The sequence below is a fragment of the Dialister sp. genome (assembly GCF_051885895.1).
Taxonomy (GTDB): domain Bacteria; phylum Bacillota; class Negativicutes; order Veillonellales; family Dialisteraceae; genus Dialister.
This window is the reverse complement of the sequence record NZ_JBJEXP010000113.1, coordinates 37,888-54,144: the sequence shown is the minus strand read 5'-3', so window position 1 is coordinate 54,144 and position 16,257 is coordinate 37,888. Positions and strand designations below refer to the sequence as shown.

Sequence of the window (16,257 nt, the reverse complement as noted above, 5' to 3'; positions counted from 1 at the left end):
GACAGCGGGAATACCGTTTCCCAAGCCCTGGAAATAAAAAAGCTCCACCCTCCCAGTGAGGATGGAGTCTTTCTTATTCTGCTACCACCGATACATGGACAGAACTGGTCACCTGCTGGTGTACCCAGACTTCCACATCGTATTCGCCCAGAGTCTTGATAGGGCTCTTGAGACGGATATTTTTCTTTTCCAGTTTAAACTTATACTGTTTTTCCAATGCTTCACTGATATCCTTGCCGGTGACGGAGCCGAAGATCTTTCCATCTTCTCCGCACTGTACTTTAATAACCACCTTGACTTTTTTCAGCTGGGCGGCCATGATGACAGCTTCATCAGCAGCCACTTTATCCTTGAATACCTTGGATTCCTGGCGCTGGGCAGCAGTATTGAGGTTTGCCTTGGTTCCTTCTACGCCGAGGCCTTTGCGGATCAGCACATTACGGCCGTATCCGTCGGAGACTTCAATAATGTCTCCTTTTTTCCCTACTTTTTTGACATCCTGCAAGAGTACGACTTTCATTCTTTTTCCTCCTTTATCTGTTTGCGGACCTGTGTAACAATCACTTTCTCCGCACTTTCTTTATTTCCTTCTTTCCCCAGCTGGGCACCGGCAACGGTGAGATGGCCGCCGCCGCCCAACGCTTCCATGACCACCTGTACATTGATGGAGCCATCGGAGCGGGCGGAAAGACAGAGACCCTTATCGGTATAGTAAAACAGGAAGCTGGCCCGGATTTCCTTGATGGTGACCAGGTAGTCAGCCACCTGACCTGCCAGAATCTGAGATTCCTCCACATCTTCCGGACAGGAAGCAATCGCTATGGATCCGTCGATAAGTTTCATGCCTGCCAGAATTTCCGCCTTTGTCCTGATGCTGCTGATGTCCTCTTCAAAGAGGCGGTGCACCAGTTTGGTATCAGCGCCGCAGCGGCGGAGGAAGCTGGCTGCATCAAAGGTACGGACACTGGTCTGTACTGCGAAATTCTTGGTGTCCACCACAATCCCCGCATACAGGCAGGATGCTTCCAGTTCATTCATTTCTTCATCGCCGCCGTAGTACTGTACCAGTTCGGTAACAAGTTCGGAGGCGGAAGAGGCAGACGGTTCCATATATGTAAGAAGGGTGGACGTAATCATGGAGCTGGCTCTCCGGTGATGGTCAATGACCACCTTCTTCTTGGCTTTCTTCAGCACTTCCGGAGCCGCTGCCAGTTCAGGCACATGGGTATCCACTACAATAACCACTGTCTGGTCAGTGATCATGCCCTTTGCCTGGCTTTCATCCACAAGGAGTCCTTCCGCCGCGCCGCTGCCCTCAATGGCTTCCACCATTTTACGGCAGGTGTCCCTTTCCTTTGAAAGGACAATATGCGTTTCCTTATGGGATGAACGGGCCAGATGGGAAACGCCTACGGCTGCTCCCAGGGCATCAAAATCTTCATGCCCATGCCCCATAATGAGCACCATATCGGCGCCGTCAATAATTTCCTTCAGCGCCTGGGCCACAACCCGGACTCTGACACGGGTCGAGCTGACAGCGGTCGGCGACTTCCCGCCGAAGGCCTTGACGTCTTTCCCTACCCGCACAATAGCCTGGTCACCGCCCCGGCCCAGAGCCAGGTCCAGAGAGACCTGGGCTTCTTCAAACTGTCTGGCAAAGCTGTCTTCACTCTGCACAACGCCGATGGACAGAGTCACAGGAATGCGGTTCACCGTATGGATCTCGCGCACCTTATCCAGGATGTCAAAGTTATCCTCCATCATATCGGTCAGCGCTTTCTGGGAAATACAGGTCACGAAGTCCGTGGTGGAGTACTGCTTGATAAATCCATCCTTACCGGAAAAATAGGAAAGCACCCTTTCCGTTACATCGGAAAGAAGGGCGGATTTTTCCATATCCGTCATATCCGCCGTCACTTCGGATACGTTATCAATACGAATAATGCCAAAAACAGGACGGGCTTCCGTACATTCCTTAACCGCCACTTCCACATCGGTGCGATCCATGAAATAAAATACCATGAAAGGCGACTGGGTGCCTCCTCCGATATCCACATCAATAAATTTGTGGAACACACGGAAGAAGGTGCCCCCTGCATGGCAGTCAAACCATCCTGTTTTTCCCCATATCTTGGAAATCTTCTGCCCGGATACCAGATTCTGGAAGCGCACACCCTCCTGAGCATCCTTGCCCACCCAGTTCCGGAAAACATTATTGGCCCATACCAGTTCCTTCTTTTCATCCATCATGGCAATCCCTACAGGAAGGTTTTTGACCGCATATACGGTGCCTGCCGATACGCCGGCGGACAAATCATCCAGATACCGGGAGAGCTTTTTCTCCTGGTAAAAATCGCAGCGTTTAATATATACGATACAGCCTGCGATGATAATAAAAAGAAGAAGTCCCAGAGGCCAGTTCTGAGTAGCCAGCATAACTACTGCAATCAGCAGCAGCGCCAGCATGATGCGGGATGTTTTTTTATACACCCAGATATCATTAAGCATTTTCCCTCTTTATAACCTCGATTTCTGAAAGACCAGTTTCGCTCCCCGGCTCCTGCCGGTCTTCCTTAATCCTACTCGAAATACAGAATGAATGCAAATTTCCATATCTATATATGGACTGCCGTGCGGCATTTGTATGCCGCACAGCGAATCCTTTGCCTTCTCTGAACCTGAGTGCCCTGCCTCTTACTGGTAATTTCTTTTCTTCCTGTAGCTGGCAGCCATATCTGCAATGCCCAGAAATACCACAAACATCTGGATGACACCAATGAAGGCGGAAAGAATCATAATGAAAAGGCGAAGCGGCCTGATCACCGGATAGCGGTGAGGCAGCCACCAGGTCACTGCCAGCCCCTGGAGCCAGAAAATAGAAACGCAGAGTGTTCCCAAATTATATGCCACATAGGAAACCTGCTCCTGATCCTTGAAAAAATACTGGCAGGCCAGTACCACCAGATAAAGTGCCAGGGTTCCCTTGGGAAGTTCCCACCGTTCGAAAGGCGGAAGATGGGGGATATCAGTAATGCCCATCTTTTTAAATACGTGAGAGCCCAGGGTCATAGATGCCCAGGAATAAAAGACAGATACTGCCACCAAAGTATAGGGCACGGATTTTTCCATAGCATCCATCAGAAAATCCACTTTTTCTTTGGCCTGGTCCAGCGCTTCTCCGCTGTAGAAGGAAGGCAGCGCTTCCAGCATACTCTCTTTCACCTGCGCCAGCCCTTCCCCGCCAAACATAAGGCTGGGAAGTCCCAGAAGATACAATGTGGCAATTCCTTCTGCCACCAGGGCGCACAGCACCACCACGGCACCGGCCAGAAGGGTTTTAGCTGCCGATACCCTGAATCGGTAGCATATCCCCATGACTACGCCCAGAAGGCCGAAAATAGCGCAGACAAAGGCTGCCGACACAATGCCGAAGAAGGTCGAGTCCAGCACCAGCACGCCGGTTGTAACCACCACAGACCACTTGACCCCCTCCTTCATGCCAAGGTAGGCAATCGGAAGCGGAATCAGAAGAAAAACAACGGTAGAAAGAAGGGGCATATAAAACCCCAGAAGGGAAAGAACCACCACCAGGGCCGTACTCATTCCTGCCAGCACGATGGCATGGTTATCTCCGGAGATCCGATCATTCATATAAAAGCTCCTTACATAATACTAATGATGTAGATATATTATTGTACCATATCTATTCTCTTCCTGCAGAAGAGGCCGCATCGGCGCCGAACTGTATGCCCGAAGATGATAAGCCCTGCATGTCTGAAGATTTACATTTGGAACAGATACTCCTGCGAGCGAAAGATAAAAGTTATATGATTGTACAGGCATGGAACGAAGCGGATCCGGAATGATGGGATCATTCGACTCTCCTGACTTTCCCTGCACGCAAAAAGGAAGAGTTTCCGGACCGGCATCAGTGATCTCGCAAAAGCCAGTGTCTTCCGACCATGGGCCGGCTATGACGGGCCTTTCCATTGCATACAGCATGCATACATCCGCTGCTGAAAAGTCGGCTTCCTGCCGCAAGTACTCTGTTTTCTCTTCGCCTTCTCCTTTATAAAATATTTCTCACCACTCTTTCACGCTTGTGTTATAATATGAAAAGCGACTATGGAACGGCTTTTTATTTTTAAAAATTTTTATATGTAACTTTTTTATGTAGTTTTTTTATGCTTATGATTCTTACTATAAGCAGCATAACAATTGAATAGGAGGATTTTAATCTTGGCAAAAGCTAGATTACAAATTATTCCCCTGGGAGGACTGGGGGAAATCGGGAAAAACATGACTGTTTTCCGTTACGGCGACGAAATTATCGTAATTGATGCAGGCATGGCCTTCCCGGAAGAAGACATGCTGGGGATTGATATTGTCATCCCCGATTTCAGTTACTTGATTGAAAACAAAGACAAGATCAAGGCCATTCTGATCACCCATGGTCACGAAGATCATATCGGCTCTCTGTCTTATCTGTTAAGAGAAGTTTCCGCACCGGTCTATGCCACCCGGCTCACCTGCGGCCTCATTGAAGGCAAGCTCAAGGAAGCTCATATTTCCAATTATGATTTACACGTAGTCAAATCAGGAGACGAATTCAAAGCCGGTTCATTTAAATTTGGTTTCTTCCATGTCTGCCATTCCATTCCTGATTCCTGCGGCATTTATCTGCGTACCCCCATCGGCACCATTGTCCACACCGGGGACTTCAAATTCGACCACTCTCCAGTGGATGGCGAACTGACCGATATGTACAAGCTGGCTGAACTGGGCCATCGGGGTGTGCTGGTGCTCTGCGCCGATTCCACCAATGCACAGAATCCGGGTTATACACCGTCGGAGGCCGTGGTGACCCGTTCCCTGATGGAAGCTTACGGAGAAGCCAGAGGCCGTATTATTCTGGCCACTTTCGCCTCCAATGTATCCCGCATCCAGATGGCAGTAGATGCTGCCGTATACTATAAACGCAAAGTCTGCGTTTTCGGCCGTTCCATGGTGAACGTCGTAAACATCGCCCTGGAAATGGGCTATCTGACCGCACCGGAAGGCACCTTTATCGAACCGGAGGAAATCAACCGCTACCGGGATGACAGGCTCTGCATCCTCACCACCGGCAGCCAGGGCGAACCAATGGCAGGCCTTTCCCGCATGGCTGACGGAAGCCACCGCCAGGTACAGATTCACGCCGGCGATACAGTCATTATTTCTGCTTCCCCGATTCCGGGAAATGAAACCAGCGTAGGCCGTACCATCGACAATCTGATGAAGCTGGGTGCCCATGTCGTAACAAGCGCTACCACCCGGGTTCACGTTTCCGGCCATGGCTCCCAGGAAGACCTGAAAACCATGCTTTCCCTGGTACGTCCGAAATTCTTTATTCCTGTCCACGGCGAATACCGCATGCTCTGCAGCCATGCGGAACTGGCAGAAAGCCTGGGGGTAAAGAAACAGAATATCCTGATCGGCGAAAACGGTTCTGTATTTGAATTTACAAACCGCAGTGCCAAAATCAACGGCAAGGTACAGGCCGGACCGGTCTTCGTTGACGGACTGGGCGTAGGAGACGTAGGAAACATCGTTATCCGCGACCGTCAGCAGCTGGCTCAGGATGGTGTAGTCATCGTGGTAATTGCCCTGGAAAAGGGAAGCAACCAGGTACTGGCCGGGCCGGATATCGTTTCCAGAGGTTTCGTATATGTAAGAGACAGTGAAGCCCTTCTCACAGAAGCAAGGGAACGCATTGAATCTGTACTGGACCGCTGTGAAGCGGGAAACGTAACGGAATGGAATGCTATCAAGACCCAGATTCGCGACACCCTGGGCAAGTATTTCTACGACCGCACCAAACGGCGCCCCATGATTCTTCCCATCATTCAGGAAGTAAAATAATTTCTTTCCCCTGTCTCCGGAAAAATGCTGATGTAATCACAGAATCAGCGTTTTACCCGGAAAGGCAGGGGATTTTTTACAGGCTGTTTCCCGCCGGTATCCCTGACCGGGAAAGCGCTTTCCCTCCGGAGGTTTCCATGACAAGAATTTTTCCTGAATTTTTTCCCCGTTTCTTCTGCAAGGCAGACCAATGCCGTCATACCTGCTGCCAGAAGTGGGAAATCGACATTGATGATGAAACCATGCAGAAATATAAAAATGCCCCGGGTCCTCTGGGAAAAGAACTGCAGGAGTGGGTCACAAAAGGAGAAGAAGGCCTGCCCTGTTTCCGTTTCAACGAGAAAGGGTACTGCCACTTTTTGACGGAAAAGGGACTCTGCCGCCTCATCCTGGAAAAGGGACCGCAATATCTCTGCCAGATCTGCCGGGACCACCCCCGTTTCTACAAATACAGCTATGACAGTGACAAAGAAGAAGAAATCATACTTGCCGGCACCGGACTGGCCTGCGAAAGGACAGTAGAACAGCTTCTGGAGGAACCGTCAGAGCTCCTTTTCCAAAGCACAGACCGCACAGGTCCCCTGGATTTTTTGAGCCTTCTCTCCCGCCTTCACCTGCCGCTGGAAAAAGAGTCCTGTTTCTTTACTCCCTGTTTTGAGAAGGATTATATCCAAAGCCTTTTGAAACGGCTGGAACAGACCAACCCCATTGACAGAGAATGGACAGAGTCTCTTTCCCTGATGGAAGCCCATGCTGAAAAACTGTCTGAAAAGGCCTCCGCGCTTTCCCAGAAACTGTCTCCCTGGTTTTTGACCAATCTGGAACGCTATATTCTCTTCCGTCAGCTGGATGAATGCGAGGCCTATGATCCGGAAACCGCTGCCCGCTACGCCCGGGAAGCAGTCATCTTCATTCTCCTGTCATACGCTGAAACCGGAGATCTTATCCGTTCCACCACCCGCTGGTCTGAGCAGATCGAGTATGATACGGAAAATGTATATATTCTGCTGGACAGCTTTGATGAATGAGCACCGGTCCGGGAGCCGGCCAAAGCAGGAGCTGCCTTTTTATATCCTGTACTGCTGAAAGGAGGACTTATGAAACTATCAGATATCCCTCTCACCGAGTTCAGTGAAGAGGCGGGGCTTATTTCCCCGGATTTCGAACATCTTCCCCTCCATCTCCCCTCCCGCTGTCTCATGGCTTTTCTGGGAGAGCGGAGGATTGCTTCCTTTGCGGAAAGCAGGCAGGGAAAAATCCGAGGCACCTTTCTCTCCCTGACCAAATCCTTTCCCCTCTATGAAATCCCCGGCAGAACCGGTCCTCTTCTTCTGGTGCAGGCTCCGGCCGGCGCCCCTTCCGCCGTACTGATAGAAGACAGGCTTTTCGCCTACGGCGTGCAGAAAGTGTTGGCCATCGGGTGCTGCGGTGCGCTGGATAATCTTCCGGAAAACTGCTTCTTCCCTGTTGCCAAAGCCCTTCGGGATGAAGGCACCTCTTTCCATTATCTTCCTCCTTCCCGTTTTATAGAACTGGACAGGGCGCCCCTTCTCCACCTGAAGAAATTTTTTCAGGAAAAAGGACTTCCCTTTTCCCCTGCCGTCACCTGGACAAGCGACGGCTTCTTCCGGGAAACGAAAGAAAAAATACAGCGCCGCCGGAAGGAAGGCTGCAGTCTGGTAGACATGGAAGCCAGTGCCCTGGCAGCCTGCGCCCGGTTCAGAAAAAAGGAGTTTGCGGAAATCATGTTCACCGCCGATACCCTTTCTTCCCTTTCCCATGACCAGCGCCACTGGGGAAAGGACAGCCGTAACGCCGCCCTTCTGCTTGGCATGGAAGCATTGGAAGTGATTTGAAAATAAGATTTGAAATCTGACAAACAAAAAGCAGTGAAATTCGAAATTTCACTGCTTTTTGACTGCCGTCAGCTCTTCAGATCCTTCAACAGATCCTCCACATGAGATGAAGCTTTCACCTTTCTGTATTCCTTTACCAGGTTGCCTTCTTCATCGATGATAAAGGTGGACCGTTCGATGCCCATATACTTTCTGCCGTACATGCTCTTTTCTTTCAATACGCCGTAGAGATTGACCACCTTTTCTTCTTCGTCAGAAAGAAGAGGAAAATTCAATTCGTTTTTATCCCGGAAATTGCAGTGTTTCCGAACAGAATCCCGGCTCACGCCGATAACGGCATAGCCCAGGTTCTTAAAGTCTTCCAGATGGTCCCTGAATGCTTTGGCTTCCAGGGTGCAGCCGGATGTATTATCCTTGGGATAAAAATAAAGAATCACTTTCTGTCCCTTATAGTCATGAAGGGATACGTCCTTTCCTCCATCCGAAGGCAGCGTGAAGTCCGGTGCCGGTTTTCCAATTGCAAGTGCCATAACAAGGCCTCCTTTTAATTCGATTTCTTTCAATATAGTATCACAAAATCTGTTCCACGAAAAGAGCCTTTATGCTTTCTTTTCAGCTGTGCCAAAATCGGCTTTTGCAGTGAATCAGCGCTGTCTCCTGTGCCGGAAAAAGCTTCCTTTCCCACTGTCGCAAAGGAGGCACGGAAAGAGTATAATAAAGGTAATCAAAGGCAGGAAGGGCTGATTGATTCGATGCAATCAGCCCTTCCTAAATCTACTATTCTAAAAAGCGAGGAATCCTTTATGAAAATAGCCATTGCCGGTACCGGCTACGTGGGTCTTTCCAACGCCGTTCTTCTTTCCCAGCACAATGATGTCACTGCCGTGGATGTCATTCCTGAAAAAGTGGATATGGTGAACAGGCGGAAATCTCCCATTGCAGATGCTTATATCGAAGACTACCTGAAAAATAAAAAACTCTCTCTCACTGCCACCCTGGACGGTGACAGTGCCTACCGGGAGGCAGACCTTATCGTCATTGCCGCGCCCACCAATTACGATGATGCCACCGGCCGCTTTGATACCAGGGCGGTAGAGTCCATTCTTTCCCAGATCCGGCGCGTACAATCAAAAGCCGTGGTGATCATCAAATCTACTATCCCCATCGGCTATACGGAAAAAATAGCAAAGGTTTATCCGGAGCTGTCCATTCTCTTTGCTCCTGAATTTCTTCGGGAAGGGAAAGCCCTCTATGACAATCTTTACCCTTCCCGCATTATTGTAGGTATTCCCAAGGGTAAGGAAGACCTGCTTCCTAAGGCCCGTCTTTTCGCTTCTCTGGAGCAGGAAGGGGCCATTAAGGAAAATATCCCCGTACTCATTACCGGCTCTTCCGAAGCGGAATCCATCAAGCTCTTCTCCAATACCTTTCTGGCCATCCGGGTGGCCTATTTCAATGAAATCGACACCTACGCCGAAGAAAAAGGCCTGAAAACGGAAGATATCATCAAGGGCATGGGCTATGATCCCCGTATCGGCGATTTCTACAATAACCCTTCCTTCGGTTACGGAGGCTACTGCCTGCCGAAGGATACGAAGCAGCTTCTTGCCAACTATCAGGACGTACCGGAAACCATGATCCGCGCCGTGGTAGACGCCAACGAAACAAGAAAGCAGTACATTGCAGACCACATCGCTTCCCTTTCTCCCAAACTGGTAGGTGTCTACCGTCTTACCATGAAAAGCGGCAGTGACAATTTCCGTTCCTCCGCCATTCAGGGCATTATTTCCCGTCTGAAGAAAAAAGGAATCGCCCTTCTTATTTATGAACCCACACTGGATAAAGACACCTTTGAAGGCGTGCCTGTCACCCATGACCTGGACAGCTTCCGCAGAGATGCTGACATCATTCTGGCCAACCGCCTCAGCGCTGATCTGCAGCCGGTGAAGGATAAGGTGTATACCAGGGATTTGTTCTCCAGGGATTAAGGGAACTCTCTGCAGCCCGGTTCCGCAGGTTATAAAATTTCAGAGTGCAATGCCGGCGTCCAGCGGGGCGCCGGTTTTTATAACTTTCTCCTGCTGACTGTCTGCCTCTTACTACCGACAGCCCGTATTATTTTCAGTCATACAAAAAAGGAACAGGAAAACCTTTCGGTCTTCCTGTTCCTTTTTATTATTTCCCATTCCACACGGGATCGTCTTTGATTTTCTTCTTTCGTTCAAAGGTAGTGGCATTGTCCATGTTAATGGAGTAGTCCTTGGAGGAGAAATCAAATTTTGACTGGTAGAAATTGGTACGGGCCCGCCAGATGCCGGTCACCGTATCGAAGGCCAGGTCATTGGTGAATACCTGCTGCTCGTGAGATTTCAGCACCGGCATGAGGTCCGGGTGGGCAGCCTGGTAGTCCGGTGACAGATAGACGAAGAAGGGGATATGAACCATATCATAGTAGAAAGGAGATGTGGTATGGTAGTGTTTCATATTTTCCCCATGGTCCGAGAAGTAAATCATGGACTTCAGATTCAGGTTTGCCTTGGCGTATTCGAAAATATCCTTCATCACCTGATCATCATAGGCAATGGTAAGATCATAGTCATGATAGGGATCTTCTTTGGAAATGCCCAGTTTGTCCCGAAGGTTCACCGGCACCCTGGCGATATAGGTATAGTGGCTGCCGTCAATATTGATAAAGATAATCCGTTTCTTTGCCGGCGGCAGTTTTTTCAGCACTTCCAGCGTATAGCCGTCATAATTCTTTTCCCAGTAGGAATCATCACACCGTTCAGCAATCATCGTAACACCGGCGCTGGACATGGAACTTCTGTTATGGAAAGAAATCCAGTCGGTACGGTAGCCTGCAGCCTTAGCGGCATCCACCATGCTTACCACGTCCTCAAAAGACATGTCGCCATACTGGTTGGCACTGGTCATGGCATAGGACAGGGAGAAGAGCGTATTGGGGAAATTGGAATAGGCCTTGTAGCCCAAAGCAAAATCAGGGGACTTGGCCATTTCCGAAAGCCAGGGTGTTGTATTTTCCGGATAGTCCGGCGTAAAGGCTTTCATATGATCCCGGTTGGCACTTTCTCCGATAATGACAATATGTGTGCCTTCTTCTATACCGTCGTCCGGATCGGGAGGAACGAAGGTCATGGTTTTCACATTTTTATCCAGGTTATCATTCAGCTTCTGGAGAAGCTGGAATTCGCTGCCCCCGGAATTCAATGCTTTGAAAATGGTAGCGGGGAACACGTGGGTAATCTGGCGATAGAAGCCGCCGAAAAACAGAATGGAAATCACGATCAGACCAATCTGGAAGGATTTTCCCTGCCCCCGGAGTATGCTGCCCTCGAAGAAACGGGCGCTCCTCATCATGGAACGAGCCAGTCCTACTGCGCAGGAAATCACAATCAGCAGAGCCGCCGCTGCCATAAAGAGATGAACCGGCGATCCCATGGTACGCAGGAAATCCTTGATTTCCTTGAGATGGGTGGAACGGACAGCCATCATGGCAAACATATCCATTTCTCCGCCGAAAAGCACATAATAGCCGATATAAATGAAAGGCAGGAGCACCATAAAGAAGGTATAAATGCCTGCAATCACCGTCCAGAGAGAAGAGAAACGCTTCATTCTGCCTGTCCAGGCTGTATAAACATAGGGCAGGGCCATAAGAAGAGCCCCCAGCACATAATAGTCCCCCAGATGTTTTTTCTCCGGAAGGGAAGCAAAGCCATAGGCCCAGGTAAAAGTCCCCATCCACAGAAGGGGCAGAACAGCCGCCCAGGGAAGGAGCCGTTTCAGATACTTTCTGTCAAGCACGGAAAACAGGCCCAGAGATACAATCAGAAACACCAGAAGCGCCGCTCCGAGCCTTGGCTGCACATAACTGTGGATATCGGGAAAATCCCCGCCCAGATGAAGCAGTGCCATAATGACCAGCGCTGATACCGCCGTCCAGGAAAGAGCAGATAAAAATACCTTTTTCACCATTCACCTCATGTAAAGCACATATATGAAAAATATAAATTATCTATAAATTATACCACAAACTGACTGTCAGTTCATAAAAAAGTGACTGTAAGTCTACTTGCAGAAAAAGAAAAACCGGGTTGGGACCAACAATTTACACTGCCTTTCATTCTTCCCCAAATTTTACACACAAAAAAAACGGTGAATTCCGTTATACCATCCGGGAATTCACCGTTTGTCTTATTTTTCCAGATTCAAATCCATGGCAGGGGCTTCCGGTTTTTCTTCCGGCAGACCGTTCTGCAGGATCTGCATGAACTGTTCTCCTGTAATCGTTTCTTTTTCGTAGAGGTAATGGGCCAGCGCATCCAGTTTCGTACGGTTGTCCTCCAGAAGCTTTACGGCTTTGGCGTACTGCTTCTTAATCAGTTCCGACACAGCCCGGTCTATACGGGCTGCAGTTTCCGGAGAGCAGGCCAGAGTGGTATCTCCGCCCAGGTACTGGTTCGTCACTGTTTCCATGGCTACCATGCCGAATTCGTCACTCATGCCGAACCGGGTAATCATGGCTCTGGCCAGCTTGGTGGCCTTTTCAATATCATTGGAAGCACCGGAGGAAGACGTATGGAATACCACTTCTTCCGCTGCTCTGCCGCCTGTCAGGGTAGCAATCTGGTTTTCCAGCTCTTCCTTGGTCATAAGGTAATGGTTGCCTTCATCCACCTGCATGGTATAGCCCAGAGCACCGCTGGTTCTTGGAATAATGGTAATTTTCTGCACCGGTGCGGAGTGGGACTGCAGAGCAGCCACCAGGGCATGGCCGATTTCATGATAGGAAACTACGCACTTTTCCTTATCTGAAAGGATGGCATGTTTCTTTTCATATCCGGCAATAACCACTTCAATGGAAGCTTCCATATCCTCTTCCGTAGCATAGCTGCGGTGATCCCTCACTGCTCTGAGAGCAGCTTCATTAACGATATTGGCCAGCTCTGCGCCGGAAGCGCCGGAGGCCATACGGGCCACCTTATTGTAATCAATATCCGGAGCATGTTTAATCTTGCTGGCATGTACCTTGAGGATGGCTTCACGGCCCTGCAGATCCGGCAGTCCTACGGGCACCTGACGGTCAAAGCGGCCGGGGCGGGTAAGCGCAGGATCCAGGGATTCCGGACGGTTGGTTGCGGCCAGGATAATAACGCCTGTGTTATCTTCAAAGCCGTCCATTTCCGTAAGGAGCTGGTTCAAGGTCTGTTCCCGTTCATCATTGCCGCCGATCACGGCGCCGCCGCGCTTCTTGCCGATGGCATCGATTTCATCGATAAATACAATGCAGGGCGCTTTTTCCTTGGCCTGCTTGAAGAGGTCTCTTACTTTAGCAGCCCCCATACCGACGAACATTTCTACAAATTCAGAGCCGGAAATGGAGAAGAACGGAACTTCCGATTCACCGGCCACTGCTTTGGCAAGCATGGTCTTGCCTGTGCCTGGCGGTCCTACCAGAAGAATGCCTTTCGGCATTTTCGCACCGATATCTTTATAGCGGCTGGGATTATGAAGATAGGAAACCACTTCCTTCAGGCTGTCCTTGGCTTCATCTTCCCCTGCCACATCGGCAAATTTAATACCGTTGGTCGGTTTTACGAAAATCTTGGCATTGGATTTTCCCATACCGAACTGCATGGCCCCCGGGCCGCCCATATTTTTCATGAACCGCTTATTCATGTAATGGCCAATGCCGAAGAAAATGAGGATCGGCAGAATCCAGGTAAGGGCAAAATCCAGCAGCGGATTCATGGGCGTTACAATTTTTCCGGTAAAATCTGCTCCTGATTTATGGAGCCGGTCCACCAGCTGGGGATCATTCATGGCGGCTGTCTTATAGGCCTGTTTGTCTCCCTTCTTGGTAAACAGAATCTGATCCTGTTCTACCTGCACCTTGTCGATCTGCTGTTCTTCCGTCAGTGTCATAAAGCTGGAATAATCCATTTCTTTCACTGAATTGCCGCGAAACGCAGGCATAATCAGCGAGTTGAAAGAAATGATGACCAGAAAGATGATCAGATAGTAGGTCAGTATGGGCCTTTTGGAAGGCTTAACTTCTTTCATTCATTGTCCTCTCTTTCTTTTCAATTGCTACACCCTGGAGAAAAAAATGTTCCCAATAGGCTGCCATATCGGCTGATGCGATCCGCCCCCGGCATTCCCCTTCAAAAAGGCCCCACATGGTTCCTGCAAAGAGTTCTGCCATGGCAGAGGCGGAAATATCTATGCGGAAAACGCCTTCTGACTGGCCCTTCAGGAAAAAGGCCTGCATTTTCTGCCGGTACATTTCCTGACAGGACATGTCACAGCTCCCTGTCACCGTGCCGTAACAGAGAAGCATAAGATATTCCCTGTTCTCACAGCACAGGCCGATGGCCCGGTGAAGCTTTTCCCGGCTTCCTTTTCCCTTTTCCTCCAGGCTGTCCATTACCTCGCCGATGACCTGCCAGGCCTTTTCATTTAAAAGCCTGGACAAATTGTCCCGAGAGGAATACACGCGGTAAAAGGTAGCCTTGCTGATCCCGGCTGCTTCCGCCAGCTCCTTGGCCGTACGGCGGGGATTTGCACAGAATGCCAGTGCCAGTTTTTTTAATTCTTCTTCCCTGCCTGCTGCTTCCACAGTCTGCTCCTTTCCATTCAATACTCCGATATATCGTTTGAGACTTTATTGTCTCTTGTGTGTATAATATCATCTCATATAAAGCATGTCAATCAAATTTCGTGTCTTTCTTTCATCAAAAAATTCTCTTCCCAGGGAAGAGAATTTTTGATCATGGCACAGGACAGCTGCAAAAGATCATTTTCTATTTATTTGATAATAAAAGGATCAAGAAGATTTTCAATATCAATCTTCATATATTTGGTGGATTCCCCCACAATGCTGAAGGAGGCATTCATCATGCACCACACCGTAAGGACGCCGATCAGATGGCTCATCATCAGTTTAGCCAGCGTATCCAGAGGGGCATCTTTGGTCAGCTCCCCGGGACCTTCTCCCTGATGGGCCTCATAAATAGAAATCACCGCATTATAAATATTGAAAAGCGCATCCTTGGCTTCCGAATTTTCTGCCGGCTGTTCCATGGTTTCCCGCAGCCACTGTCTTACCAGACGGATACCGGTCCATTCCGCATCCCGGCAGATTTCAGTAAAGTAGTAAAAGCACCGTTCTGACACGCTTCCTTCAAAATGAATGGCCTTATTAATTGTAGACTGAGCAGACTGGAAAGAGAGTTCTGCCACCACATCTTCCTTACACTTGAAATAGTGGTAGAAGGTTCCTTTGGCCACACCGCTGTCCCGGGTAATATCCTCCACCGAGACGTGGTCAAAACCTCTTTCGCTGATTAACTTCTTCGCTGAATCCAAAAGTTTTGCTTTCGTCCGTTCTGCTTTTTTAGTAAGCGCCATGATTCCTCCCTTTTTTCAACTCACGGTCATTTTTTATAGTATACAGGAAATATGTTCCTATATCAATGAAAGACAAGATATTTTATTACTTTTTTGAAACTGCATGCAGTAAAAAAAGTAAATGGATGCTTTTTAAAGTCATTCGCACAGGTGCCGTTTTTCTTTTTCTGCACCTGCAGAAAAGCAAAAGAAAAACAGGTCCTGTTGGACCTGTTTTTTCATTATTCTCCTATAATAGGCTTTTTTTCTGCAATGCCCACTTTTCTTGGATATGTCTTGGGACAGGGTGCTGTCTTCCTGATATACAGGATAATACGCTTTTCACCGCCGGGAAGGGTAAGCTCCTTCTTTTCTTCCGGTATTCCATGAAGCTCTCGAAGGATCCTTCCTGCTGTTTTGAGTTCTTCCTCCGCTCCGGGTCCTTTCATAGCCGCAAAAATGCCGCCGGTTTTTACAAAGGGAAGTGCCCATTCCGAGATGACAGGCATGGCTTTTACGGCCCTGGCCGTAACCACATCGAAGGCTTCCCTGGTCTTTCTTCGCCGTCCGCCTTCTTCTGCCCGGATATGAAGGCATTTTACATTTTTAATTCCCAAGTTGGCACAGGCACCTTCGATAAAGTTCAGCTTCTTCTGAATGGAATCCACCAGCACAAACTGCATATCCGGTCTGAGGATGGCAAGCGGTACGCCGGGGAAGCCGGCACCGGTGCCAAGATCCAGCACCCGCCCTTTTTCCGGAAAATATTTTTCATCATATACGGTAAGTGAATCATACACATTCTTGATCAGGCTTTCCTCTACGTCCTTAATCCCTGTAAGATTCACCTTTTTACTCATGGCAATCACCATGGCATTATACTCAGTCAGCTTTTTTGCGGCCTCCTCATTGGCCGGAAGGCCCAGGGCCTCCATCATTTCGCAGGCTGTCATCTTTTCTTTTCTCCTTCCAAAAAGAAATACCTGATGAAATCATCCTGTCTTACCTGAGGAAACAATGATTCAATCACAGAATCAGCATTTCCTTTTCTTTCCCTGCGGGAAGAAGGATGGGATATGAAATTCATTGC

At 49.1% G+C, this 16,257-nt stretch carries 13 protein-coding genes; 4 read left to right on the top strand and 9 right to left on the bottom strand.

All coding sequences use genetic code 11. From position 1 onward, the window contains the following. Nucleotides 1–73 precede the first annotated feature (73 nt). The 3 genes from rplI to ACI4N7_RS09720 all read right to left on the bottom strand — a co-directional run bounded on the left by rplI (nt 74) and on the right by ACI4N7_RS09720 (nt 3,651). Nucleotides 74–520 carry a 50S ribosomal protein L9 gene (gene rplI, locus ACI4N7_RS09730; RefSeq protein WP_439733164.1) on the bottom strand — a complete coding sequence of 149 codons (447 nt, stop codon included), beginning with the start codon at nt 518–520 and terminating at the stop codon, nt 74–76. Beyond that, a complete protein-coding gene (locus ACI4N7_RS09725; protein ID WP_439733163.1) occupies nt 517–2,508 on the bottom strand; it encodes a DHH family phosphoesterase in 1,992 nt (663 codons plus the stop codon). Before ACI4N7_RS09725 ends, rplI begins: the two co-directional genes overlap by 4 nt. A gap of 186 nt (nt 2,509–2,694) precedes the next feature. Then, on the bottom strand, nt 2,695–3,651 hold the full coding sequence (locus tag ACI4N7_RS09720; RefSeq protein ID WP_439733162.1) for a YybS family protein: 957 nt from the start codon (nt 3,649–3,651) through the stop codon (nt 2,695–2,697). A gap of 585 nt (nt 3,652–4,236) precedes the next feature. Here ACI4N7_RS09720 and ACI4N7_RS09715 point away from each other — a divergent pair. The 3 genes from ACI4N7_RS09715 (at nt 4,237) to ACI4N7_RS09705 (ending at nt 7,757) form a co-directional block, all read left to right on the top strand. Next, on the top strand, nt 4,237–5,901 hold the full coding sequence (locus tag ACI4N7_RS09715) for a ribonuclease J (RefSeq protein WP_439733182.1): 1,665 nt from the start codon (nt 4,237–4,239) through the stop codon (nt 5,899–5,901). 137 nt (nt 5,902–6,038) lie between these two features. After that, on the top strand, nt 6,039–6,929 hold the full coding sequence (fliB, locus tag ACI4N7_RS09710; RefSeq protein ID WP_439733161.1) for a flagellin lysine-N-methylase: 891 nt from the start codon (nt 6,039–6,041) through the stop codon (nt 6,927–6,929). Nucleotides 6,930–6,998: 69 nt separating this feature from the next. Next, complete coding sequence (locus ACI4N7_RS09705; protein WP_439733160.1) at nt 6,999–7,757, top strand: nucleoside phosphorylase; 759 nt, start codon at nt 6,999–7,001, stop codon at nt 7,755–7,757. Between the two features lie 68 nt (nt 7,758–7,825). Here ACI4N7_RS09705 and bcp read toward each other — a convergent pair whose 3' ends face one another. After that, nucleotides 7,826–8,287, bottom strand: a complete 462-nt coding sequence (gene bcp / locus ACI4N7_RS09700; protein ID WP_439733159.1) for a thioredoxin-dependent thiol peroxidase — start codon at nt 8,285–8,287, stop codon at nt 7,826–7,828. Between the two features lie 273 nt (nt 8,288–8,560). Here bcp and ACI4N7_RS09695 point away from each other — a divergent pair, with 273 nt between their 5' ends. Beyond that, complete coding sequence (locus ACI4N7_RS09695) at nt 8,561–9,745, top strand: nucleotide sugar dehydrogenase (RefSeq protein WP_439733158.1); 1,185 nt, start codon at nt 8,561–8,563, stop codon at nt 9,743–9,745. 187 nt (nt 9,746–9,932) lie between these two features. On the opposite strand, the gene ACI4N7_RS09690 is transcribed toward ACI4N7_RS09695, so the two are convergent. From ACI4N7_RS09690 to rsmG, 5 genes are all read right to left on the bottom strand, one after another. Then, nucleotides 9,933–11,750: a phosphoethanolamine transferase gene (locus tag ACI4N7_RS09690; protein ID WP_439733157.1), complete on the bottom strand. Its 1,818-nt coding sequence runs from the start codon at nt 11,748–11,750 to the stop codon at nt 9,933–9,935. Nucleotides 11,751–11,972: 222 nt separating this feature from the next. Then, the gene (ftsH, locus tag ACI4N7_RS09685; RefSeq protein ID WP_439733156.1) at nt 11,973–13,841 is read right to left on the bottom strand and encodes an ATP-dependent zinc metalloprotease FtsH; all 1,869 of its coding nucleotides are present in this window, start codon (nt 13,839–13,841) and stop codon (nt 11,973–11,975) included. Next, nucleotides 13,828–14,397 (bottom strand): TetR/AcrR family transcriptional regulator, encoded by a 570-nt coding sequence (locus ACI4N7_RS09680; RefSeq protein WP_439733155.1) that lies wholly within the window; start codon nt 14,395–14,397, stop codon nt 13,828–13,830. The genes ftsH and ACI4N7_RS09680 overlap by 14 nt, the downstream gene beginning before the upstream one ends. 188 nt (nt 14,398–14,585) lie before the next feature. Then, complete coding sequence (locus ACI4N7_RS09675; protein WP_439733154.1) at nt 14,586–15,188, bottom strand: TetR/AcrR family transcriptional regulator; 603 nt, start codon at nt 15,186–15,188, stop codon at nt 14,586–14,588. A gap of 221 nt (nt 15,189–15,409) precedes the next feature. After that, the gene (gene rsmG, locus ACI4N7_RS09670) at nt 15,410–16,120 is read right to left on the bottom strand and encodes a 16S rRNA (guanine(527)-N(7))-methyltransferase RsmG (protein WP_439733153.1); all 711 of its coding nucleotides are present in this window, start codon (nt 16,118–16,120) and stop codon (nt 15,410–15,412) included. Nucleotides 16,121–16,257 lie beyond the last annotated feature (137 nt).

What these genes read in the sequence shown, in the direction of transcription:
- rplI (WP_439733164.1), bottom strand. Translation starts at nt 520, where the DNA reads ATGAAAGTCGTACTCTTGCAGGATGTCAAAAAAGTAGGGAAAAAAGGA.
- fliB (WP_439733161.1), top strand. Translation starts at nt 6,039, where the DNA reads ATGACAAGAATTTTTCCTGAATTTTTTCCCCGTTTCTTCTGCAAGGCA.
- ACI4N7_RS09720 (WP_439733162.1), bottom strand. Translation starts at nt 3,651, where the DNA reads ATGAATGATCGGATCTCCGGAGATAACCATGCCATCGTGCTGGCAGGA.
- ACI4N7_RS09675 (WP_439733154.1), bottom strand. Translation starts at nt 15,188, where the DNA reads ATGGCGCTTACTAAAAAAGCAGAACGGACGAAAGCAAAACTTTTGGAT.
- ACI4N7_RS09705 (WP_439733160.1), top strand. Translation starts at nt 6,999, where the DNA reads ATGAAACTATCAGATATCCCTCTCACCGAGTTCAGTGAAGAGGCGGGG.
- ACI4N7_RS09695 (WP_439733158.1), top strand. Translation starts at nt 8,561, where the DNA reads ATGAAAATAGCCATTGCCGGTACCGGCTACGTGGGTCTTTCCAACGCC.
- bcp (WP_439733159.1), bottom strand. Translation starts at nt 8,287, where the DNA reads ATGGCACTTGCAATTGGAAAACCGGCACCGGACTTCACGCTGCCTTCG.
- ACI4N7_RS09725 (WP_439733163.1), bottom strand. Translation starts at nt 2,508, where the DNA reads ATGCTTAATGATATCTGGGTGTATAAAAAAACATCCCGCATCATGCTG.
- rsmG (WP_439733153.1), bottom strand. Translation starts at nt 16,120, where the DNA reads ATGACAGCCTGCGAAATGATGGAGGCCCTGGGCCTTCCGGCCAATGAG.
- ftsH (WP_439733156.1), bottom strand. Translation starts at nt 13,841, where the DNA reads ATGAAAGAAGTTAAGCCTTCCAAAAGGCCCATACTGACCTACTATCTG.